This is a genomic window from Mycobacterium sp. IDUB_37 (assembly GCF_055419245.1).
Map to the genome: position 1 here is coordinate 246371 of NZ_JBVAXG010000009.1, position 22677 is coordinate 269047.

Annotated in this window: 22 protein-coding genes, 1 tRNA gene and 1 pseudogene; 6 read left to right on the top strand and 18 right to left on the bottom strand. The window is 65.7% G+C overall.

Features of this window, described 5'->3' with window-relative positions; genetic code table 11:
* Positions 1–76: 76 nt before the first annotated feature.
* The 3 genes from ACZY1I_RS25990 to ACZY1I_RS26000 all read right to left on the bottom strand — a co-directional run bounded on the left by ACZY1I_RS25990 (position 77) and on the right by ACZY1I_RS26000 (position 2007).
* Positions 77–808, bottom strand: a complete 732-nt coding sequence (locus ACZY1I_RS25990) for a histidine phosphatase family protein (RefSeq protein WP_463759182.1) — start codon at positions 806–808, stop codon at positions 77–79.
* A complete protein-coding gene (locus tag ACZY1I_RS25995; RefSeq protein WP_463759314.1) occupies positions 805–1635 on the bottom strand; it encodes an undecaprenyl-diphosphate phosphatase in 831 nt (276 codons plus the stop codon). Before ACZY1I_RS25995 ends, ACZY1I_RS25990 begins: the two co-directional genes overlap by 4 nt.
* A 69-nt stretch (positions 1636–1704) precedes the next feature.
* Positions 1705–2007 (bottom strand): hypothetical protein, encoded by a 303-nt coding sequence (locus ACZY1I_RS26000; protein ID WP_463759185.1) that lies wholly within the window; start codon positions 2005–2007, stop codon positions 1705–1707.
* A gap of 107 nt (positions 2008–2114) precedes the next feature.
* On the opposite strand from ACZY1I_RS26000, the gene ACZY1I_RS26005 reads away from it, so the two are divergent.
* The 4 genes from ACZY1I_RS26005 (at position 2115) to ACZY1I_RS26020 (ending at position 6282) form a co-directional block, all read left to right on the top strand.
* Positions 2115–3173 carry a YncE family protein gene (locus ACZY1I_RS26005; RefSeq protein WP_463759187.1) on the top strand — a complete coding sequence of 353 codons (1059 nt, stop codon included), beginning with the start codon at positions 2115–2117 and terminating at the stop codon, positions 3171–3173.
* Positions 3170–3433, top strand: a complete 264-nt coding sequence (locus tag ACZY1I_RS26010; RefSeq protein WP_463759189.1) for a DUF5703 family protein — start codon at positions 3170–3172, stop codon at positions 3431–3433. The genes ACZY1I_RS26005 and ACZY1I_RS26010 overlap by 4 nt, the downstream gene beginning before the upstream one ends.
* A 26-nt stretch (positions 3434–3459) precedes the next feature.
* Positions 3460–4542: a quinone-dependent dihydroorotate dehydrogenase gene (locus ACZY1I_RS26015; RefSeq protein ID WP_463759316.1), complete on the top strand. Its 1083-nt coding sequence runs from the start codon at positions 3460–3462 to the stop codon at positions 4540–4542.
* 117 nt (positions 4543–4659) lie between these two features.
* The gene (locus ACZY1I_RS26020; protein ID WP_463759191.1) at positions 4660–6282 is read left to right on the top strand and encodes a PE family protein; all 1623 of its coding nucleotides are present in this window, start codon (positions 4660–4662) and stop codon (positions 6280–6282) included.
* Here ACZY1I_RS26020 and ACZY1I_RS26025 read toward each other — a convergent pair.
* Genes ACZY1I_RS26025 through ACZY1I_RS26035 form a run of 3 tightly spaced genes read right to left on the bottom strand, consistent with a single transcriptional unit; the run spans position 6269 to position 8841 of the window.
* Positions 6269–6883, bottom strand: coding sequence for an alpha/beta hydrolase (locus ACZY1I_RS26025; protein WP_463759193.1), 615 nt, complete (start codon positions 6881–6883; stop codon positions 6269–6271). The genes ACZY1I_RS26020 and ACZY1I_RS26025 overlap by 14 nt on opposite strands.
* 46 nt (positions 6884–6929) lie before the next feature.
* On the bottom strand, positions 6930–7457 hold the full coding sequence (locus tag ACZY1I_RS26030) for a YbhB/YbcL family Raf kinase inhibitor-like protein (RefSeq protein ID WP_463759195.1): 528 nt from the start codon (positions 7455–7457) through the stop codon (positions 6930–6932).
* 19 nt (positions 7458–7476) lie between these two features.
* Positions 7477–8841: a M20/M25/M40 family metallo-hydrolase gene (locus tag ACZY1I_RS26035; RefSeq protein ID WP_463759198.1), complete on the bottom strand. Its 1365-nt coding sequence runs from the start codon at positions 8839–8841 to the stop codon at positions 7477–7479.
* A gap of 127 nt (positions 8842–8968) precedes the next feature.
* Here ACZY1I_RS26035 and ACZY1I_RS26040 point away from each other — a divergent pair.
* A tRNA-Leu gene (locus tag ACZY1I_RS26040) sits at positions 8969–9054 on the top strand.
* Between the two features lie 518 nt (positions 9055–9572).
* A pseudogene (locus ACZY1I_RS26045) lies at positions 9573–10256 on the top strand (phosphoribosyltransferase); the annotation flags it as partial.
* A 6-nt stretch (positions 10257–10262) separates the two neighbouring features.
* On the opposite strand, the gene ACZY1I_RS26050 reads toward ACZY1I_RS26045, so the two are convergent.
* From ACZY1I_RS26050 to murD, 12 genes are all read right to left on the bottom strand, one after another.
* Positions 10263–10565 (bottom strand): hypothetical protein, encoded by a 303-nt coding sequence (locus ACZY1I_RS26050; protein WP_463759200.1) that lies wholly within the window; start codon positions 10563–10565, stop codon positions 10263–10265.
* 113 nt (positions 10566–10678) lie between these two features.
* Entirely contained in the window at positions 10679–11482 is an 804-nt protein-coding gene (wag31, locus tag ACZY1I_RS26055; RefSeq protein WP_463759202.1) for a DivIVA-like cell division protein Wag31, read from the bottom strand.
* A gap of 281 nt (positions 11483–11763) precedes the next feature.
* Positions 11764–12054: a YggT family protein gene (locus ACZY1I_RS26060; RefSeq protein WP_463759204.1), complete on the bottom strand. Its 291-nt coding sequence runs from the start codon at positions 12052–12054 to the stop codon at positions 11764–11766.
* Positions 12055–12232: 178 nt separating this feature from the next.
* On the bottom strand, positions 12233–12919 hold the full coding sequence (locus tag ACZY1I_RS26065; protein ID WP_463759206.1) for a cell division protein SepF: 687 nt from the start codon (positions 12917–12919) through the stop codon (positions 12233–12235).
* A gap of 64 nt (positions 12920–12983) precedes the next feature.
* On the bottom strand, positions 12984–13760 hold the full coding sequence (locus ACZY1I_RS26070; RefSeq protein WP_463759208.1) for a YggS family pyridoxal phosphate enzyme: 777 nt from the start codon (positions 13758–13760) through the stop codon (positions 12984–12986).
* Positions 13761–13765: 5 nt separating this feature from the next.
* Positions 13766–14473 carry a peptidoglycan editing factor PgeF gene (gene pgeF, locus ACZY1I_RS26075; RefSeq protein ID WP_463759211.1) on the bottom strand — a complete coding sequence of 236 codons (708 nt, stop codon included), beginning with the start codon at positions 14471–14473 and terminating at the stop codon, positions 13766–13768.
* A 100-nt stretch (positions 14474–14573) separates the two neighbouring features.
* A complete protein-coding gene (ftsZ, locus tag ACZY1I_RS26080) occupies positions 14574–15716 on the bottom strand; it encodes a cell division protein FtsZ (protein ID WP_463759214.1) in 1143 nt (380 codons plus the stop codon).
* A 212-nt stretch (positions 15717–15928) separates the two neighbouring features.
* Entirely contained in the window at positions 15929–16909 is a 981-nt protein-coding gene (locus ACZY1I_RS26085; protein ID WP_463759216.1) for a cell division protein FtsQ/DivIB, read from the bottom strand.
* The gene (gene murC, locus ACZY1I_RS26090; protein WP_463759320.1) at positions 16906–18393 is read right to left on the bottom strand and encodes a UDP-N-acetylmuramate--L-alanine ligase; all 1488 of its coding nucleotides are present in this window, start codon (positions 18391–18393) and stop codon (positions 16906–16908) included. Before murC ends, ACZY1I_RS26085 begins: the two co-directional genes overlap by 4 nt.
* 41 nt (positions 18394–18434) lie before the next feature.
* Positions 18435–19607 (bottom strand): undecaprenyldiphospho-muramoylpentapeptide beta-N-acetylglucosaminyltransferase, encoded by a 1173-nt coding sequence (gene murG, locus ACZY1I_RS26095; RefSeq protein WP_463759219.1) that lies wholly within the window; start codon positions 19605–19607, stop codon positions 18435–18437.
* Complete coding sequence (gene ftsW, locus ACZY1I_RS26100) at positions 19604–21220, bottom strand: putative lipid II flippase FtsW (RefSeq protein ID WP_463759224.1); 1617 nt, start codon at positions 21218–21220, stop codon at positions 19604–19606. The genes murG and ftsW overlap by 4 nt, the downstream gene beginning before the upstream one ends.
* A gap of 5 nt (positions 21221–21225) precedes the next feature.
* The gene (murD, locus tag ACZY1I_RS26105; protein WP_463759322.1) at positions 21226–22677 is read right to left on the bottom strand and encodes a UDP-N-acetylmuramoyl-L-alanine--D-glutamate ligase; all 1452 of its coding nucleotides are present in this window, start codon (positions 22675–22677) and stop codon (positions 21226–21228) included.

Consider the following 22677-nt stretch of genomic DNA (forward strand, 5'->3'; position numbering starts at 1 on the left):
CTTCCAAAATACCGTGCAGTGGGCTCGCCGCGCGATCGCGTGCCTCGCGATCCACCGCGGAGGCGCCGGCGGGCACCTATTCGGTGGAGCCGCCCACCACTGCATCACCAGCGGGCACCGCGCCCTCGGACGACTTCTCCCCCGACTGCTCTTTCGCTTCAGGCTGAGGCGGGGGCGCGGCGCGCAGCCCCGCCGACAGCCGAGCCCCGGTGTGATTGACGTGCAATACAAACGGCCGCAACGGGGTGTAGCGGATGACGCTCACCGACGCGGGGTCGGCGTTCACGCGCTGAAAGCTGTCGAGGTGCATCCCGTACGCGTCGGCGATCAACGACTTGATCACATCGCCGTGGGTGCAGGCCACCCACAACACGTCCCCGCCGTGCTCCTCGGCGAACCGCTTGTCCAACTCGCGCACCGCACCGACCGCGCGCGCCTGAACCTGCGCCAGTCCCTCCCCGTTGGGGAACACCGCCGCGCTGGGATGGGCTTGGACCACCCGCCACAACGGCTCGCTGACCAATTCGCTGATCTTGCGGCCGGTCCACTCGCCGTAGTCGACTTCGGCGAGCCGTTCCTCGATCAGTGGCTGCAGGCACAGCGCCTCGGCCAGTGGCTCGACAGTGCGACGGCAACGCAACAGCGGCGACGACACGATCGCCCGGATACGTAAGTCGCCGATGCGATCGATCAGTCCAGCGGCCTGCTCGCGCCCCTTGTCGTCGAGGTCGACGCCCTCGGATCGGCCCGCCAGGGTGCCCGCGGTGTTGGACGTCGACCGGCCGTGGCGCAACAGCAAGACGGTCATGTGGCGGCGACCGTCCCCGTCGCCAGCAGGATCAGCACCGCAGCACCGGCAAGCACTCGGTAGCCGACGAACCAGTACATGTTGTGCCGAACCAGAAAACGCAGGAACCAGGACACCGCGGCCAACCCGATGACGAAGGCGATCAGGGTGGAGACCAGCAGCTGCGGACCGGTGGCGCTCATCCCCTCGGTGACCGGGTGAAATGCGTCCGGTAGCGAGAACAACCCGGAGGCGAATACCGCCGGAATGGCCAGCAGGAAACCAAACCGGGCAGCGAGTTCGCGTTCCAGGCCGAGGAACAACCCGGCGCTGATGGTCGATCCGGAACGCGAGACACCGGGTACCAGGGCCAGGCATTGCGCCGCACCCACGATGATGGCGTCGCGCCAGTTGAGTTGCTCGACATCGCGCCGCTGGCGACCGATGTATTCGGCGAAAGCAATCACCGCCGAGAAGACGACCAGCGCCGTCGCGATCACCCACAGATTACGGACGCCGGAGCGAATCAGGTCTTTGAACAGCAGCCCCAGGATGCAGATCGGGATGGTGCCGATGATGACGTACCACCCGAGCCGATAGTCGGCGTGGCGCTGCGACTTCGCCGTCAGGCCCTTGAACCAGGCCCGCAGAATGCGCACGATGTCGCGACCGAAGTACACGAGCACCGCAGCCTCGGTGCCCAATTGGCTCACCGCGGTGAAGGAAGCGCCCGCGTCGGCGCTGAAGAAGACTCGCGACACGATCGCCAAGTGACCCGAGGAGGAGACCGGGAGAAACTCGGTCAGACCCTGAACCACGGACAAAACGATTACTTGTCCCCAGGACATCGCCGAAACCGCAGACACGACGACGACCGTACCGGGTGCCGATAAGTGTCGGCCCCTGCGGACCGTGACCTAGTGGGAAACAGGTACCGCTTGGGCCACGGAGTCGCGCACAGCCGCAGCCAGGCTGCGGTCATCGGTCAGGTCGATCTCAACAAGGCTGCGCACTGCTCGCGCGACGACTTCCTCAGCCTGCGGGACAGGTCCGGACAACCTGGGTCGGTAAACTTCGACGACGAGCAGACGATGCTCAATATGAAAGGAAAAACTGCGTCCGTCTCCGACCCGTCCGTACCCGCTGGCGAAGATCCCTGTACTCATGTCTTCGATAGCAAACTCGTGGTTTGCGATATGCCGGTCAGCGGTGACGGTCATGCGGTGAGAATACCTCTGCAGGGCTGATTTACACCCCAACATCGTGATTTTGTGCGTATTTGCGTCCTAAAGGTTTGCTTTGTGTTCTGAAATCCGGGAGATAACGGTTGCTATCTGACTTGCGGAAGGCGGTCCATCCGTGGGTCGCCCTCACGGCGGTGTTGCTGATCGCGGTGGCCGGATGTTCGTCAAATCCGCTCGATGCCACTCCTCCGACGATCGAACCAGCCCGGGCGGCCGTCTCACCGCCGGCGCAGAACCCCGCCGGAATAGTGCTGCCACTGGGCGGGACCCCGCTGTCCGCCTTATTCGACGGTGAATCACGCCAGTTGGTGGTCCTGTCCCCCGGAACCGATCCAGCGGCAACGGCCAGCGTCTCGGTGTTCGGCGGCCAGGTCGCGCCCGACAATCCTGCTCATTCGGTTGTCCTTCCGGGACCTGCGACAGCTCTGACCGGCGACGGGCATGGCACCGTTTTCGCGGCGACCCGAGGCGGTTACTTCGCGGTCGAACTGTCCGCTCGCCGCAGCACCAAAGTGACCGTGGCCGACGCCAAAGACACCGAGTTCACCGCCATCGCGCGCCGGTCCGACGGCCGACTGGTGTTGGGCAGCGCCGATGGCGCCGTCTACACACTGGCAGCCGGCGATCAGAATGCGATCGCAACGACAGTCAACCGCAACAAGATCTTCGCGCGCGTCGATGTTCTTGCAACACAAGGTAATACGACCGTTGTACTGGATCGCGGTCAAACTTCGGTGACGACGATCGGCGCGGACGGCCACGCCGAACAGGCGCTGCGTGCCGGTGAGGGCGCGACCACGATGGTCGCCGATCCGCAGGGCCGAGTACTGGTTGCCGACACCCGCGGCGGCCAACTGCTGGTCTACGGTGTCGACCCGCTGATCTTGCGCCAGGAGTTCCCGGTGCGGCAGGCCCCGTACGGACTGGCCGGGTCCCGCGAACTGGCCTGGGTGTCCCAGACGGCGTCAAACACCGTTATTGGTTACGATCTGAGCACCGGAATCCCCGTGGAAAAGGTGCGTTACCCAACCGTGCAGCAACCTGACTCCCTTGCTTTCGACGAAGCGTCGGACACCTTGTACGTGGTGTCCGGTTCGGGGGCCGGCGTGCAGGTCATCGACCATGCGGGGGCTAGGCCATGACCAACCGGCCGCGATGGAACCGCCTGCCCGCGGGTTGGGAAGCCGAGATGTCCGAGGAGTACGAGTGGGCGCCACTGCGACTCCCGCCGGAAGTGACCCGGATCAGCGCCTCAACCCGACTGTCCATCGAGGCCGAGTACCGCGGTTGGGAACTCACCCGGGTACGCCTTTACACCGACGGAAGCAGACGAATATTGTTGCGCCGCAAGAAATCCCGCGCGGATAACCAGATTTCCGAGCAACCGGAACCGGGACGGTGACCGAACAGCGCGAAAACCCGCACCGGATGTATCGCCTACTGCGAAGTCTGTTTTTCCTGGTGCCGGCCGAGCGCGTGCATACCTTGGTCTTCGCCGCACTGCGGGCCATCACCGCCACTTCGCCGGTGCGCACGATGCTTCGCCGCCGATTAGGGCCGACTGATCCGGTGTTGGCGAGCACGGTGTTCGGGGTGCGGTTTCCCGGGCCGCTCGGGCTGGCAGCCGGTTTCGATAAGGATGGGGCAGGCTTATCAACTTGGGGCGCAATGGGTTTCGGATTCGCCGAGATCGGCACCGTCACCGCTCACCCGCAGCCCGGCAATCCGGCACCACGCCTGTTCCGACTGGCTGACGACCGCGGCCTGCTGAACCGAATGGGCTTCAACAACCACGGCGCCGGTGCGCTGGCGGCCCGACTCGCCCAGCACGTGCCCGATGTTCCGCTCGGGGTCAATATCGGAAAGACCAAGACGACGCCGGCCGCCGATGCCGTCAACGACTACCGCGCAAGCGCCAGGCTGCTGGCTCCCCTTGCGTCGTATCTCGTCGTCAACGTCAGCTCGCCGAACACCCCGGGACTGCGGGATCTGCAGGCGGTGGAGTCGCTGCGGCCGATCCTTCTCGCCGTCCAGAACGAAGCTGCCGGCACCTCGACCCCGGTACTGGTCAAGATCGCACCGGACCTCGCCGATTCCGAGATCGACGACATCGCCGATCTGGCCGTGGAACTGGGCCTGGCCGGCATCGTTGCCACGAACACCACGGTGTCGCGCGACGGGTTGCGCACGCCCGGTGTCGACGAGCTGGGCGCCGGTGGCATCTCCGGGCCGCCGGTAGCCCGCCGGGCGGCGGAGGTACTCACCAGGCTCTATGACCGCGTCGGCGATCGATTGGTGCTGATCAGCGTCGGCGGCATCGAAACCGCCGACGACGCCTGGGCACGCATCGAAGCGGGCGCCTCGCTACTGCAGGGCTACACCGGCTTCATCTACGGCGGCGGCGCGTGGGCCAGAGAAGTTCACGACGGCATTGCCCGCAGGTTGCACGACGGCGGCTTCGCCTCCCTGCATGATGCCGTAGGCTCAGCGGTCGCAAAACGGGAGCGCTGACGTCCGAGGCCGGCCCGGCCGAGTCAGGTGCCTCGAATCGCAATTATGCGTTTGTACAACACGGCCCTTGGGAATCTGCGAACATGAAAACGTTCGTTGTCTTGGGGGTCCAACGTCATGTCTTTTCTGATCGCTACAACCGAATCGGTGGCTGCTGCCGCGGATAATTTGGCGGGCATAGGCTCGCAACTTTCGACTGCCACGGGGTCGGTGGCAGGTCCAACGACCAACCTCGCGTCCGCCGCCGCCGACGAGGTGTCCACCGCGATCGCGCAGTTGTTCGGCAGCTACGGTCGGGATTTCCAAACGCTCAACGCCCAGGCGGCGACGTTCCAAGCAGATTTCGTCAGCCTGCTACGCGGCGGAGCGGCGGCATACGTCAGCGCTGAGATCGCCAACGTGCAGCAGAGCCTGCTGACCGGGTTGAGCATCACCAATGCCGCTCCGGCGGCGCCCTTGGATCCGCTGGGCGGGCTGGGCCCCATCCTCGCCGGCGGCAGTCTGGGCGGGCTCTTGAGTCCGCTCCAAGGCAGTTTTAATTCGCTGCTCAATGCCGGTCCGCTGGGCAGCATCTCCGGGAGTCTGACCAAACAGTTCGGCACCGTCGCATCGGGTCTGCTGCTCGGCGGGAGCCTCGGCGCATTCCAGCAGTCGATGTCCTCCGCAGGCCAGACCGCTGCCTACGCCGTTAACCCCTATCAAGACCTCTTCACCATGACCAATGCCAACCTGTCCACTATCGGCAACGACTGGGCAAACAACCCGTTCCCGGTCCTGCAGCAGATCTCCGCCAACCAAGCGCGATACGCGAACACGATCAGCACCAACATCGCACTGTCGCTCCAAGACTTCCCGAACGGGCTGAACCACAACGCCGCGATCGGCTACCAGGGCGCATCGACGTTCGACTACAAGGGCACCTTTGAGGCGTTGCAAGCGAGACAGGCCGCCAACGGTCAGGTAACCAGCACGTCGCTGCAGAACGCGATCATGTCCCTACAGGAACGGCTGCCGGTGTTCTTCAACGACGTCGGGGGCATCGGGGGGTCGCTCGTCTCCGGCGATTTCCATGGCGCGGTGTACGGCATCCCGCGTGCCGTCGCCGACCTGCTCGTGGGCGGGGTCAATTTCAACAACCTGTCCACCCTCAACACCGAAGGTCCAGCGGGAGATCTGCTGCCGTTGGCCTCGGGTACAGGAGGCCTGCAGGATCTCGTCTCGCTGATGCCCCCTGGCACGATCCATCAGCAGATCGCGCAGAACTTCGTCAACGTCACCAACTCAGTGGTGAGCCCGGTTGCCCTCACGTTGATCGGTCCACCGATCGCAACGTTGGACGGTTTGGCCCAGGCTGCGACAGTGTTCAGCAACGCCATTCAAACCGGAAACGGTGTGGCCGCGCTCGGCGCGCTCGTCGACACGCCCGCATACATGCTCAACGGCTTCCTCAACGGCAACACCGTGGTCGATATCACCATCCCGCTGTCTGCGACCTTCGATGCGAGCATTCTCGGACTCGACCTGTTCCCGATCGGCATCGGCGCACCGGTCGTGGTACACCTGCCATTCACCGGCATTCTCACTGCGCCGCAACCGATCTCCGCGACGATCAACGTGCCCGCATTGCTGGGTGACGTCCCGGTGACCATGTCTTTTGCTGACTTCACCATCGGCGGCGCCGTTCCGGTGCTGCTGAACCAGCTTCCGCAAACGATCGCTTCGGCAATCACACCGAAGTAATCGGCGTACCGAGTGATTCGGCAACGAAATCTGTTGTGCGACGGTGCCATTCGCGCCACCCTCGCATCATGGGATGGCCCACCCCTTCGATACCCACCCATTGCGCGTCCAATCCACGTTGCCGCGCACGCGCAGTCTGCGCACGCGAGAGTCGTGGATCGGTGCGCGTATCGGCGGTGCCGTGCAGAACCAGGAGTCGCGTTCCCACCGGGATCAGGTCACCCTTGTCGCCGTCCCACCACGGAGCCAGCGCCACGACCGCCGCGATATCGCCCTGGGCAGCGAGTTGCGCCGCCACCCGCCCACCCATCGAATGGCCAACCAACACAACATTCTTCACGTTCTCCGGGTTCAGCCGCCGCTGAACCTTGCTGAGCACTTCAGCGGCGTCGCGCACCGCGTCCCGCTGCGGTCCATTCCAGCCGCGCAGCCGATATTGCACCTGCACCACCGCGACGTCGGGCCCTAGCCTGCGCCGCAATGCGCGAGTGACGAACACCATTCGGACATTGGCCAATTGCCACCATCGCGACGCCTCGTCGCTGCGCACCCGACCGCCAGGTAGGACGAGCACACACGCGCGCGGATTTTCCGTTGCCACAGGATTGATTCGGAGCTGACGGCGGTTTGGACGCAGTTTGCGCGATCTACGTCTGTTCGTAGGTCGCGTGGATGACGGCGCGGGCGATCGCGTGCTGGAACAGGTTGAAGCCCAGATACGCCGGGCTGGCGTCCTCGGCGAGATCCAGCTTGTCGACGTCGACGGCATGCACGGCCACGTAGTACCGGTGCGGGCCATGTCCGGGCGGCGGTGCGGCCCCGATGAAACGGCGCGCGCCGGCGTCGTTGACCAGCGTGACCGCGCCGCCCGGGAGGTTACTGCCGGCGCCGGCGTCGGCAGCCAACTCCGTGACGTCGGCGGGCAGGTTGGCCACCGCCCAGTGCCAGAACCCGGATGCGGTCGGTGCGTCGGGGTCGTAGACGGTGACCGCGAAGCTGCGGGTTTCCGCGGGGAAGCCCGACCAGCTCAGCTGCGGGCTGACGTCCTCGCCACCCGCACCCATGATCCCGCTGACCTGCGGCTTGGCCAGCGGCTGCCCGTCGGTGATCGAAGCCGAGGTCAGGGTGAACGACGGCAGCTCGGGCAGCGCGTCGTAGGGGTTGGGCACAGACATAGTCAGTCCTCTCGTGTGATCAGCAATGGGTCAGGAAGTGCGCGAGCACCTTGGTGCCGAACCGCAACGCGTCGATGGGTACCCGTTCGTCGACGCCATGGAACAGCGACGTGAAATCCAGATCCGGCGGCAGCCGCAGCGGGCTAAAGCCGAAGCAGCGAATTCCCAAGCGCATGAACGCCTTTGCGTCGGTCCCGCCGGAGAGCATGTAGGGCACCGTCCGGGCGTCCGGGTCGAAGGCCAGCACCGCGGCGTTCATCGCGTCGACCAGGTCGCCGTCGAAGGTGGTTTCGTAGGAGGACAGGTCCCTGATCCACTCGCGGGTGACGTCGGGACCGATCAGCTTGTCGACCTCGGCCTCGAACGCTGCACGCCGACCGGGCAGCACGCGGCAGTCCACCACGGCTTCGGCCGTCGCGGGCACCACGTTGGCCTTGTATCCCGCCTTGAGCATGGTCGGGTTCGCGGTGTCGTGCAGCACGGCCTTCAACATCCGCGCCATCGGACCCAGTTTGTCGATCAGCCCGTCGAGATCGGGGGAATCGACGTCGAACTCCAGGCCGGTCTCTTCACCGATGACTTCCAGGAACTGCGCGACGGTATCGGTGACGACCAGCGGAAACTGATGCCTGCCCAGCTTGGCGACGGCCTCGGCGACGGCGGTAACCGCATTGTTGTCGTGCACCATCGACCCGTGTCCGGCGACGCCGCGCGCGGAGAGCCGCATCCAGTTGATGCCCTTCTCGGCCGTCTCGATCAAGTACAGCCGACGCTCACCGCCGTCGCGGCGCGGCACCGTCAGCGAGAAGCCACCGACCTCGCCGATCGCTTCGGTGACACCCTCGAACAGATCGGGCCGATTGTCGACCAGCCATTGCCCGCCGTACTTGCCGCCGTGTTCCTCGTCGGCGACGAAGGCGAACACCAGGTCGCGCGGCGGCACGATGCCGGCCCGTTTGAAGTGCCGGGCCAGCACCAAGGTCATGCCCACCATGTCCTTCATGTCGACCGCGCCGCGGCCCCAGACGTAGCCGTCCTCGATTGCACCGGAGAACGGGTGCACGCTCCAGTCCGCCGGCTCGGCCGGCACCACGTCGAGATGCCCGTGGATCATCAGGGCGCCGCGGGACCGGTCCGCCCCGGGGAGGCGCGCGAAAACGTTGCCCCGGCCAGGCGCGCCGGACTCGACATACTCGGTCTCGTATCCGACTTCAGCGAGCTGTTCGGCGACCCATTGGGCGCACTCGGCCTCGCCCTTGGTCGTCTCGAGTTCCCCCGTATTGGTGGTGTCGAACCGGATCAGCCTGCTGACCAACTCGGCCACATCATCACTCGGATCACTCGGATCACTCGGATCACTCGAGGCCTCGGTCTCAGGGGTCACAGTCACCTTTCCTACCACTGACGGGCAGTGACGGGCACTGCCGGGCGTTCCCGCTCCCCCTAGGCCAGCCCAATTGGGAGCCTGCGCGACGATCCGATAGCCTTAGCTGCCAACTGAGGTTGGCTGAGTCCGAGTGGCGGAATGGCAGACGCGCTAGCTTGAGGTGCTAGTGCCCTACTAATGGGCGTGGGGGTTCAAGTCCCCCCTCGGACACACGACTGAGGCGAGCAGAATGAACGGCTACGTTCATTCTCGAGCCGATGGAGTGTGTTGAGCGGCGAAGCCGCGATCACACACGACTGAGGCGAGCAGAATGAACGGCCACGTTCATTCTCGAGCCGATGGAGTGTGTTGAGCGGCGAAGCCGCGATCACACAATGATCGAACACCCCGGCCAGGTGCCGGGGTTTTCTTTGGGCAGGGATGACGCTGCAGTGCCGGCGCCGAAATTGCAGTGGCAGCACTGAAAGTGCAGTGGCGCCACCGAAAGTGCAGTGAGAGCGTGATTTTCAGCGTCCGGGGTGTCTGTGCGCACAATCGGAGCCACCAACGCACGCTCGACGCCGCCGATGCACACTCGCCGCCACCGACATGGTGTACGCCAAGTTGATTTGCGCACAACGGCATTGATGGCCGTCCAACGAGCACAGACCGCGCATCGATCTCCGCCCGGTGCCCGACATGATCGCCGTCGTCGTAGGCTGGGAACGGTCAGCAGCGGAAGTGTGACCATGACCCCACCCAGTGGCTTTCTCCGGCGGACGCCGACTCGCAAGTTCCGCGATCGTCATGAGGCCGGCCGCATCCTGGCCGAGTCGCTGACCGCTTACCGTGGCACACCGGGCCTGCTGGTCCTCGGACTGGCCAGGGGTGGTGTACCCGTCGGGTGGGAAGTCGCCGCGGCGCTGGGAGCCGATTTGGACGTGTTTCTGGTGCGCAAGCTGGGAGTCCCGCGCTGGCCGGAGTTGGCGATGGGTGCGCTCGCCAGCGGCGGCCGGGTGGTGATGAACGACAGCGTGCTGTCCGGCCTGCACGTCACCGAAGAACAGATCCGTCAAGTGATCGACAGTGAGACGATCGAGCTTCGCCGTCGCGAACACGCCTATCGAGCGGGCCGTGCGGTCGCCGACACACGCGGGCGCACCGTGATTCTGGTCGACGACGGCATCGCGACCGGCGCCAGCATGCTGGCGGCGGTACGCGCCGTGCGTGGAGATGACCCGCTATCTGTCGTCGTAGCCGTACCCGTCGGGCCGCGGTCAGCCTGCCGGCAACTGGCGGCCGAAGCCGACGATGTGGTGTGCGCAACCATGCCGGTCGACTTCGACGCCGTCGGCCAGGTGTACGCCGACTTTCATCAGGTCAGCGACGATGAGGTCCGCGAATTGCTAGGCGCCGAAGCCCAGCAGCGATGAGGGGCGCTACTTGGATTTCTCGTCGGCCGTCTCAGCGCTAATGTCTTGCGGCAAGTCGGCCTCGTCGGGATAGTCGACGGCGTCGGCAGACTCGCCCTGGGCGGCTGATTCCATAACGTCTGAGTCGGCCTCGTCTTCACCGGCCGCCTCACGCTGCTGGCGCTCGCGTACCGCATCCACGATCAGCAGGATGACGCCCAACACGCTGGCACCGATACACACCCACGCGACCAGCTCGTTGCTGGTCACCACCGCGAATACCAAGGCCACGAGCCCGATGAGGGCTAGAACGAGGGCAATGATCAGCATCAGTCATCCTCCAGGCGAGACGCGACTGCCAGACCTATCAGGGCAGACTGAGCCGAGCTTGGGGCTCGGCGTGTGTCCGGAGCCAGTCGGCAGCTCCGTTGGCGTCTGTCCGGCTAGTTTTGACCGCGATTGAACTGCTCAAACCCGCCAGCGTCGGCGCTGGAATCGACCGGAGCCGCCGACCCACGCTGACCGAGCTCCTCGAGCTGGGATTCCAGGTAGGTCTTGAGGCGGGTGCGGTATTCGCGTTCGAACGTCCGCAACTGCTCAAGGCGGCCCTCCAGCACCGTGCGCTGCTGGTTGATGGTCCCCATGATCTCGGAGTGCTTGCGTTCTGCGTCGGCCTGCAGGGCGTCGGCCTTCTCTTGCGCCTGACGCAACTGAGTCTCGGAACGGGACTGGGCGTCAGAAAGCATCGCGTCGGAGCGCTGGCGCGCCTCGGCGACCGTGGTCTCCGCGGTGTGCCGAGCCTCGCTGAGGATCTGGTCGGCGTTGGCACGAGCGTCGGACAGCATCTTGTCCGACTCGGCCTTTGCGGTGCTGGTGAGCCGGTCGGCGGTGTCCTGAGCCAGGCTGAGCACGCGGGCCGCACGTAGCGCCTGTTCCTCATTGTTACCTGACGGAGCTGCAACGGGGGCCGGCGCCGGCGGCGGCTTGACGGGCTCTGGCTCGGGCTCGTAGGTCGGAATCGGCTGAGCAACCGTGGGAGCGGCCGCAACAGATCCCCCACCCGACGCAAGTTCCTGGTCCAACTCGGCGATTCGCTGTCGCAGATCGGAGTTCTCCTCGATCAGCCGCGTCAGCTCGTTTTCCACCAGGTCGAGGAAAGCGTCAACCTCGTCCTCGTTGTACCCACGTTTGCCGATAGGCGGCTTACTGAACGCCACATTGTGGACGTCAGCGGGTGTAAGCGGCATTCTTGTCCCCTCGAGTTACTGGACGGTCAAACGGTCTGGAAAGTGTAGAACGGACCGGTAGCCATAGCGCAACTGCCGTCCATCCTGTCACACCAGACTCGGCGGTTGCCGACTGAGCATTAAGTAAGGCTGAATTTCAACGACCAAGCCAATAAATCACATTCTGTGGATTTCAATAATCATGCGCGCCAAACTTGTCGCCGAACTGTGGCCGAAACGTCGCAAAAATCCCATGGTCGCGACCCGCTGCGCGCGCGCCACCCGTCCTACCGCCGGCACGCTCAAGTCGCCGCACCGAAGGCCAGTTGCATGCCGATGAAGGCAACGAGCAACAGCACCAGGATGGACAGGTCCAAGCGGACCGCGCCGATGGTGATCTGTGGGATCAGTCGGCGCAACAACTTCACCGGTGGATCGGTGATCGACATGATGATCTCGAGGATCACCACGGTGATGCCAGTGGGACGCCAGTCACGACTGAACGAGCGGATCCACTCAATGACGACCCGCGCAATGAGCAGCAGCCAGAACGTGAAAAGCGCAAACCCAAGGATCTGAAAGAACAGCACCAACGAGAAGCCCGACCTTACTGATGAGGATGTCTGGAGCCACCCCACCGAGGCGGCGAAGGCAAGCCTACCGACCCATGCTGAGCCCACACATCCTGTGGGCGTCTGCCAGCGGGCCCAACACGCGATCAGCCCGGCGGGTCACCGGGTGACCTACCGGGCTGATCGGCAGATATTTCGCCTATTGGTAAGCGTAGAAGCCGGTTTCGGCGATCCGGCGACGCTCCTCGGGCGATACGTCGACGTCCGCGGGCGAGAGCAAGAACACCTTGGTGGCCACCTTGTCGAAAGAACCGCGCAGCGCGAAAGCCAGGCCGGCGGCGAAGTCGACCAACCGCTTGGCGTCGGCGTTGTCCATTGACACCAAGTCCATGATCACCGGCGTGCCGTCACGGAAACGCTCACCGATGGTGCGCGCCTCGCTGTAGTCCTTCGGCCGCAATGTGGTGATCTTCGACAAGGGGTGACCCTCCTCGAACATCATCGCCATCCGGCGTGGGTCCATCGCCAACGCGCCGCGCGTTGCGCCGCGACCACCCAACCAAGATCCCAGTCGAGGCCGGGCCATGTCGGGATGCTCGAACTCGCGCGCCGGGAAGCGAGACTCGTCAGGGTAGGCGGCCCGGTAACTGCTGGGCGGCGGGTAGTCCGCAGCCTCGCCGCGCATCTCACCACGCGGATCGCGGGGGCGGGGCTCGTCGTACTCGCGCTCGCGGTCGCGTTCGCGACCTTCGTAACGGCCGTATTCATCGTCGAATCGTGGCCGTGAATAACCGCGGGAGGGAGTCCGGTCGTCGTAATACTCGTCGTCGTAATCCTCCATCGGAGCCATACCGAAGTAGGCCTTGACCTTGTGAAGTGTGCTCATCGTGCGACCCCTTCTAGCCTGGGATATATGTTGTCTGTGATGAAGGTGTGACTCGAGTGACTATTCACGGTGACCGTAACCGCCGTTGACCCAATAGCGCGGTACCGACACGCACACATGTCGAACCGTGTTTGACAGCCACTTCGAGGTCGCTGGACATGCCGGCCGACAGTCCGACCGCAGCCGGGAACTCCAACTGCACACGGTCGTGCTCCGATTGCAGCCGGTCAAAGGCCTGCTCGGGCTCCCAGTCCAGTGGCGGGATGCCCATCAAACCGACCAAATCCAGGCTCTCGGAGCCTTCTGCTTGCGCGCAGATCCGGTCCACCGCGCCGGGTGTGTTGACATCGACGCCACCGCGCGACACGTCACCGTCAAGGCTCACCTGTATGTAGACCCGCAACGGCTTGTCGCGGCGATGTTCGCCGAGCGCACCTGAAACTGCCCGATCCAGTGCTGTTACCAGCTCCGGACTGTCGATCGAGTGAGCGGTGTGCGCCCAGCGGGCCAGCGACCGCGCCTTCTTGCGCTGGATCTGACCCACCATGTGCCACTGCAGATCCCTGGACCCACTCTGTTGTGAGGCCGCTGACAGCGCGGCGACCTCTGCGATCTTCGCCGAAGCTTCCTGGTCTCGTGATTCACCAACTGCCCGGCAACCCAATCTGGACAAAATCGCAACATCGGTTGCTGGAAAGAATTTCGTAATAGGGACAAGTTCAATTTCGCCGACATTTCGATGCGCCGCTGCCGCGGCCGCGGCGAGGCGCGATCGGACCCCGGCCAGTGCCCGCGTCAATTCGGATTGGCGTTCTACTTGTGTTGAATTCTGAGCCGCCATCGCGGTCATTCCATCCACACCACCGACGCCAGCCGGCCGGTCGGCGCGCCGCGCCGATGGCTGAACAGCGCCGGATCGGCAACCGTGCAACGAGGATCGATTTCGATGGACGTCACACCCAATTTGCTTAATTGAGAAGCGATTCCGGCTCGCAAGTCGAGCCCGGGAGTCCCTGCGGCAGTAGTGGTGCGACTGCCCGGCAACGCCGCCTCGACTTCTTGGGCCATCGCGGCCGGCACCTCGTAATTGCGCCCGCTGACCGCCGGGCCCAGCAGCGCCGAGATGTCGCCGACATGCGCGCCCTGCGCCAGCATCGCCTCGACCGCGTGGACCACCACACCGTGCTGCGCACCGACGCGACCAGCGTGCACCGCGGATATGACGCCGGCCCGCGCGTCGGCAAGTAAGACCGGCACGCAGTCGGCGGTCAATACGGCCAGCGCCAATCTCGGCGTGCTGGTCACCAAGCCGTCGGTGGCGTCGACCACCGAGTCACGTGGCTCGTTGACCGACTCGACCCGGTCACTGTGCACCTGGTTCATCCACAGCACACGCCGATCGGGCAGACCGATGGACTTGGCCAGGCGGGCGCGGTTGGCCGCCACGGCGGCCGGATCGTCGCCGACGTGGTCGCCGAGATTGAAGCTGTCGAACGGCGGTTTTGATACCCCGCCCGCCCGGGTGGTGGACACCCGGCGGATACGAACGTTCACCGTCCTAGTATCCGGAATCTGTTGCCCGCCAGACCGCATCGATGTCAGGCCACCATGTTTCGTGGCCGGTTTGTCGCACACTGGCAAGCGAACCGATACCTCAGCGGCGCATGAAGGGCGGCACGTCGACATCGTCGTCATCGCCACCGATGCTCAGCGTCGCCCCGTTGGTGTGAATCGGCACGCTCACGGCGTCGACCGGCTCGAACAAGGTCGAGGTGAGCTTGCCGGCCTTGGCCGACTCGATCCGGTGCGCGCCGGCGGATTCGGTTCCGTTGGTGACCGGCTTGCGGCCGGGTCCGGCGTCGAAGCCTGCGGCGATGACGGTGACGCGCACCTCGTCGCCGAGCGAGTCGTCGATCACGGTGCCGAAGATGATGTTCGCTTCGGGGTGGGCGGCGTCCTGCACCAGCGAGGCCGCCTCGTTGATCTCGAACAGGCCCAGGTCGCTTCCGCCGGCGATCGACATCAGCACACCCTGCGCGCCCTCCATCGAGGCCTCCAGCAGCGGCGAGTTGATGGCGATCTCGGCAGCTTTGAGCGACCGTCCCTCACCGCGGGCGGAGCCGATGCCCATCAGGGCAGTGCCCGCGCCGGACATGATGCCCTTGACGTCGGCAAAGTCGACGTTGATCAGACCCGGTGTAGTGATCAGGTCGGTAATGCCCTGCACACCGTTGAGCAGCACCTCGTCAGCACTGCGGAACGCGTCCATCAACGACACTGCGGCGTCGCCCATCTGCAGCAGGCGGTCGTTGGGAATCACGATCAGGGTGTCGCAGCTCTCGCGCAACGCCCCGATGCCGTTCTCGGCCTGGTTACTGCGTCGCTTGCCCTCGAACGAGAACGGCCGAGTGACGACGCCAACGGTCAGCGCTCCAAGTTTGCGGGCGATGCTGGCGACGACGGGCGCTCCGCCGGTGCCGGTGCCGCCACCTTCACCCGCGGTGACGAACACCATGTCGGCGCCGCGCAGCAGCTCCTCGATCTCGTCCTTGGCGTCCTCGGCGGCCTTCTTGCCGACCTCCGGGTCAGCACCGGCCCCGAGGCCGCGCGTCGATTCGCGGCCGACATCGAGCTTGACGTCCGCGTCGCTCATCAACAACGCCTGCGCGTCGGTGTTGATCGCGATGAACTCCACGCCTTTGAGGCCCTGCTCGATCATCCGGTTGACGGCGTTCACGCCGCCACCGCCGATGCCCACGACCTTGATGACAGCCAGATAGTTATGTGGGGGGGTCATCATTCGTCTTCCTCCCTGATGGGCTTCAAATTCCTTGAAAATCTCTGCGTGTCTACTTGCAAAAGTCTCAACCTCAACCATAGAGTTAGAGTTATGTCAAGTAGTTCCGCGTAACCAGAACCGTATGGGTACGACGGGCACTACCCGCGCAGGCGCGCCGACACGCGTCGCGCAATTTTTGTGCACCAACACGTGAATTGCTGATAGCTGCGCTATTTCACCGTGGGCAAGTCTGGGCTGGACACGTCGTAGGTGCGACCGGGCTGCGTCAGCAGCGCCGCCAACTTCTCGGCCTTCTCATCTGCCCGATCTGTGGTCCCCCAGATCACCACTCGGCCGTCAGACAGCGTGAGGGTGATCGCCGAGACCGTCGGGGCAGCGATGCGGCCAACCTCGCCGGCCACCTCGGGGCGCAGGGCGGTCAGCACTTTGAGCGCGGCCAGCGTGGCGGGGTCGGTCGGGCCGGGAGTGTCGACGTCTATGTAGGGAATCGCCGGTGGCGGCGGGTCAGTCGCGAAATCGACGCCGTCGCGGTCGAACAGGTGCGGACCATCCGCGAAGTCCTTTACCACCACCGGAACCCGTTCGACGACTGTGATGCGCAGTGCCGACGGATACTGCCGTTGCACCCGGGCGCTGGCCACCCGCCGGATCGCCGCGACCCGGTCGGCGACCGCATTGGTGTTGATCTGCAGCAGCGGTGTTCCGATCGAGACCTGCGCCACGTCCAGAATTTCTTCGCGAGTGACGACACCGGTGCCGGTGACAACGATATTGCGGGCCGACATTGCCGGCGTGAAGTACAGGATCAGCCCCAACCCGATTCCGACCACCATCAACACCACCGTCGCAAGCAGCATCCGCAAGCCCCGGACCACTCCGCGTGCAGCGGGTTTGGATTCGGTTACGACCGGTCCGCGGGAGCGGCGCTTGGCCTCCCGACGGGCCTGCTCTATCGCGGTGGCGCGGGCCTCGGCGGCGCGTCGTTCGGCCCGCTCCCGACGTTCGCGCCGGCGGGCGCCCTCGACCTGTTCGGCCGGGTCCGGATCTTCTTTGTTCGCAGTGGATATCGGTTCGGTAGCCGCTTCGGCGGCCACCGACTCGTCTGCCGGTTCCAGGTTGGTGGGTTCGCCCCGGTCGATGGGTTGGCCCTCGGATTGGCCCCCGGGTCGACCAACTTCAGGCTCGCTCATTGCGCTGTCCCCGGCCAATCGGGCAAATACCGACTGGCCCGAAGCCGCAGCGCAGTAACGATCTCCGGCCCCAACAACGTCACGTCACCTGCACCCATGGTGACGATGACGTCGCCCGGACCCGCCGCGGACGCCACGGCCTCGGCCACCGCCGAGAAATCCGGCAGGTACCGGACCGGCACGCTGACGTTGTCGGCGACGCTCGCGCCACTCACCCCGGCGAGCGGTTGTTCACGAGCGCCGTAGACGTCGAGCACGAACACCTCGTCCGCCCCACTCAGCGCGCTACCGAACTCTTTTGCGAAAGCCTTTGTCCGCGAATACAAATGGGGCTGAAATACAACGAGCGAACGGCCGATCCCCGCTTGCTGCACCACCGCTCGTACCGCGGCCAGAGTGGCGCCGACCTCGGTCGGATGGTGGGCGTAGTCGTCAAACACCCGTATCGACTCATCCCCTTCCCCCTGGGCGCCGACCAATTCGAAGCGGCGACGAACCCCCTCGAAACCGGCCAGGCCGTCGAGGATCTCGTCGATTGGCGCGCCGACTTCGATCGCGGCCAGCAGCGCGCCCAGGGCGTTGAGCGCCATGTGGTGCCCGGGCACCGAAAGCCGCATTACCCGCGACTGCGGCTCGCCGTCCAATTGGATCTTGGCGACCGCCTCGGTGCCCTGTTGCTCCCACGACAGCAGCCGGGCGGCCAGATCGTCACCAACAGGGTCCGGATGGCGGCGACCCGCTGCACCCGGCTCTGCCGCGGCGTTTGCGATCGCCGACGTCCCATAACGCAGCACGCGAATTCCGAGTTCGGCGCTGCGCTGCGCCAGCGCTGCCGCGCCGGGGTCATCGATGCACACCACCAGCGCGCCCCCAGGGGCGAGCCGCTCCACGAATGAGTCGAACACCTCGACGTAGGCGTCGGTGCTGCCGTAGAAGTCCAGGTGATCGGATTCGATGTTGGTGACCACCGCGACGTGCGGCGTGTACTCCAGCAGCGTGCCGTCACTCTCGTCCGCTTCGGCGACGAAAAAGCCGCCACTGCCGTGGTGGGCGTTGGTCCCGGCCTCCCCCAACTCACCGCCGACCGCGAAGGACGGGTCGAGGCCGCAGTGTTGCAGCGCGACGATGAGCATCGATGTCGTCGTGGTCTTGCCGTGGGTGCCGGTGACCATCAGCGTGGTGCGGCCGGCCATCAGCTTGGCCAGGACCACCGGACGCAACACCACCGGAATCCCCCGGCGGCGGGCTTCCACAAGTTCGGGATTGGTCTTCGGAATGGCGGCGTGCGTGGTGATGACGGCGGTGACGCCGCCGGGCAGCAGATCCAGTGACGACGCGTCGTGCCCGATACGGATCTGCGCACCGCGGGCCCGCAGCGCGTGCAGACCCCGTGACTCCTTGGCGTCGGAGCCCGACACCAGTCCGCCGCGATCCAGCAGGATGCGGGCGATACCCGACATTCCCGCTCCGCCGATGCCGACCATGTGGACCCGCGCCAGTTCGGGCGGCAACTGCTGCCCAGTACTCACCGGGACCTCCGAGCGGCGGCGATGTCCAGTGCGGCCAAGGCCACGTCGCGCGCCGCATTCGGGTGGCCCACCTGCGCGGCTGCCGCCGTCATCGTTCGCAACCGGTCCGGGTCGTTGAGCAGTGCGCCTACCTGCGACACCACCAGGTCTGGGTTAAGGTCGCCGTCAGCAACGATCAGGCCACCGCCGGCATTGACCACGGGTAGCGCGTTGAGTCGCTGCTCGCCGTTGCCGATCGGCAGCGGCACGTAGATCGCGGGCAGCCCGACGGCAGATACCTCGGCCACGGTCATCGCACCGGATCGGCAGATCACCGCGTCGGCGGCGGAGTAGGCCAGGTCCATCCGGTCCAGATAGGACACCGCGACGTACGGCGGATCACCGGGCTCAGGCGTGCGCAGCACGAGCGTGTTCTTCGGGCCGTGGGCATGCAGGACCGAGACACCCGCGGCGGCCAGTCCAGCGGCGGCCGCCGATACGGCCCGGTTGAGTGAGACGGCGCCTTGCGAACCACCGAACACCAGCAGCACCCGGGCGTCGTCGGGGAAGCCGAAGTGCGCCCGCGCCTCAGCACGCAACGCCGCGCGATTCAGCGAGGTAATCGTTGCCCGCACCGGCACCCCGACCACCTCGGCCCGCCGCAGGCCGGAATTCGGCACTGCGGAAAGGATCCGGTCGGCGTACCGCGCACCGACGCGATTGGCGAGTCCGGCGCGGGCGTTGGCTTCATGGATCACCACTGGGATACGACGCCGCCGGTTGAGCCCGCGGGCGGCGAGGTAGGCCGGCAGCGCCACGTAGCCGCCGAATCCGATGACCACATCGGCGTCGACGCCGTCGAGTATCGCCCGGGTCTCCCGCACGGCGCGCCACACCCGCGGTGGCAGCCGGGCCAGGTCGCCGCTGGGTTTGCGTGGTAGCGGCACCGGTGTGATCAGTTCCAGGTGGTAGCCACGGTCGGGCACCAACCGGGTTTCCAACCCGCGCGCGGTACCCAGCGCCGTGATTCTGATCTGCGGGTCCAGTGCGGTCAAAGCGTCGGCGACGGCCATCGCGGGCTCCACGTGTCCAGCGGTGCCGCCGCCGGCCAGCACGACCGACAACGCGCTACCGGCGGGCCGGGGACCTGCCCCCGACCCGCCGGCTGACTCTCTGACCTTGTCGTTCACCCGTAACGCTGACCTTCCAGTGCGCGTGCGCGCCGTGATTGGCGCTGGCCGGCGTACTGCTGGCCAGATCCATGATGCCTCTTCTGCAAGTGCGAGTTACCCCCAGATCGGCGCGCGGGCCGATCAGCCTGGCGTGATATGGGCTGTTGCGGTGATCCGGCGCTCCGGCGCGCGGCCTCCCGGGGTGTCTTACGGATCGGTTGCTGGGCCGGCTTCGCACGCTTGCGGTCACGGAACGCCTCGAGCGGGGTCGGCACATATGGCTTGGGTACTGGCAGTCGCAGCAGCCGGGTCACCTTGTCATCGCTGCCGGCACGCAGCGCGGCCACCGCTTCGGGTTCGTTACGAGCGGCGTTGGCCATGATGCCGATCATGAAAAGCGTAGTGGCTGTTGATGTTCCACCGGCCGAGATCAGCGGCAGCTGAATGCCGGTGACCGGCAGCAGGCCGATCACGTAGCCGATGTTGATGAACGCCTGCCCCAGCACCCATAGCGTGGTCGTGGCGGTCAGCAGCCGCAGGAACGGGTCGGCCGAACGGCGCGCGATGCGCATTCCCGTGTAGGCGAACAACCCGAACAGCCCCAGCAGGCCGACCGCACCGATCAGGCCCAACTCTTCGCCGATGATGGCGAAGATGAAGTCGTTGTGCGCATTGGGCAGATAGTTCCACTTGGCCACGCCCTGGCCGAGTCCGTCGCCGAAGATGCCGCCGTGCGCCAGCGCGAACTTCGCCTGCCGAGCCTGGTAGCCGGTGTCCATCGGGTCGTTTTCCGGGTCCAACCAGGACTTCACCCGGTCGGAGCGGTAACTGGCGGACATCGCGAGGAAGACGCCGGCCACCAAAATCAAAGCCACCCCGGAGACGAACACCTTCAGATCTAGACCGGCGTACCACAGCAGGCCCAGCAGAATGATGCCGAGCGACACGGTCTGCCCCAGGTCAGGCTGAATCATGATGAGCCCCAGTGAGATGAGCGCGCCCGGCACCAGCGGTACCAGAATCTCGCGCAGCCCGGCCCGTTCCGCGCGCCGAGCGGCCAGCAGGTGGGCGCCCCAGACGGCGAACGCGACCTTGGCCAGCTCAGACGGCTGCATCGAGAAGCCCGCGACCACGAACCACTTGCGGGATCCATTGACGAGGTTGCCGATCCCGGGAACCAGAACGAGTACCAGCAAGATGCAGGTGAATGCGTAGCTACTGAACGCGATGCGCCGGATGAACCGCGTCGACAGCCGCAACCCCGCGTAGAAAGCGACCAGCCCGACGATCGTCCACAGCACCTGCTTGCCGAAGATCAACCAGGCCGACCCGTCGTTGCCGTAGGACTGCACACCCGACGCCGACAACACCATGATCAGACCGAGCGACGTCAGCAGCGCAGCTACCGCAATGATCAGGTGAAACGAGGTCATCGGCCGACCCAGCCAGGTTCCGAACCGGGTGCCCGGAAGGCTCAGCCTGCCTTTCGGCTTACTTTGCTTGTCTTTCTCCTCAACAGACTGCTCGGCCTCCCCAGCCTCCGCGGTCGCATCGGAATCGGGCGCCTCGTCCGGCGCCGCGTCTTGATCTGCCTTATCCCGGCGCAGCAGCCGGTTCAGCCCCCTACCCACACCAGCTACCGAACCGCGGCGCGTACGGCGGCCGCGAACGCGTCGCCGCGTGCTGCGTACCCGCTGAACTGGTCAAACGAGGCTCCGGCCGGTGCCAGCAACACCGTGTCGCCGGGCTTGGCCAGGTCCCGAGCGGCGGCCACCGCCGCAGTCATCACGCGAGTGCCGATGGTCTCACCGGGTTTATCAATTTGTGTCACATTAGTAACATGAGTCACATCAGTCGCACGCATCACAACATCCTCGCCTGTCACAACCTGTACGACGGGGACATCGGGCGCGTGTCGCGATAACGCCTCAGCAACCTCGGCGCGATCTCGACCGATCAGCACCGCCCCGACCAGGTGAGACGCGATGCGGGCCACCTCGGCATCCACTGATGCGCCTTTGAGCAGGCCACCGGCCAACCACACCACCCGGGGATAGGCCAGCACCGACGCCTGCGCCGCATGCGGGTTGGTGGCCTTCGAGTCGTCGACGTAGGTGATGCCGTCCGCGACGGCAACCACCTCTGAGCGGTGCCGACCAAGCTGAAAAGCCGTGAGGGCTTCGGCGATCGCGGCCGCCGGAACATCGACGCAGCGCGCAAGCGCTGCTGCCGCCAGCGCGTCGAGCACCCCGACGGGGCCCGGCACCGGTATCGACGCCGCCGGGAGCAACGGCAGGTCGTCGGCGAAAGCGCGGTCGATCAGGTGACCGTCACGGACGCCGAGTTCGCCAGCCGCCGGTGCACCGAGCCGGAAACCGGCGCGCACCGGAGCCGGCGCGGTGTAGCGCAAGGCAGCCGCCCGGCTGTCGTCGAGCCCGACGACAGCGACCCGGCCGGTCAGCACCCTGGCCTTGGCTGCGGTGTAGTCGGCCATCGTGCCGTGCCAGTCCAGATGGTCTTCGGCGATATTGAGCACCACACCCGCCTCGGGCCGCAACGACGGCGCCCAGAACAGCTGGAAGCTGGACAACTCCACAGCGAGCATGTCGGCGGGCTGATCCAGCACATCGAGCACCGGGTCGCCGATATTGCCGCACAGCAGGCTTCGGTACCCGCCGGCGACCAGCATGTCGTGCAGCATCGATGTTGTGGTGGTCTTGCCGTTGGTGCCGGTGACCACCAGCCACCGGCGCGGCGGGCCGTAGTGCCCCGCGGCATCCAGCCGCCAGGCCAGCTCGACATCGCCCCAGATCGGCACGCCCGCGGCCGCGGCGGCGGCCAGGACCGGCGTGGTTGGCTGGAATCCGGGACTGGTGACCACCAGGGCGTATCGGGCAATCTGCTCGATCGCCGTCGACGGATCCGCGGTCGCCACACCATTTTCAGCGTGCGGCGCCAGCATCGCGGGGTCGTCATCACACAGCGTCGGCGCGGCGCCGAACCGGGTGAGGGCTGCCAGCACCGCCCGGCCGGTCACGCGAGCACCGGCAATCAGGACCGGCGCGCCGGGCGCCAGTGGGTCGAGCAC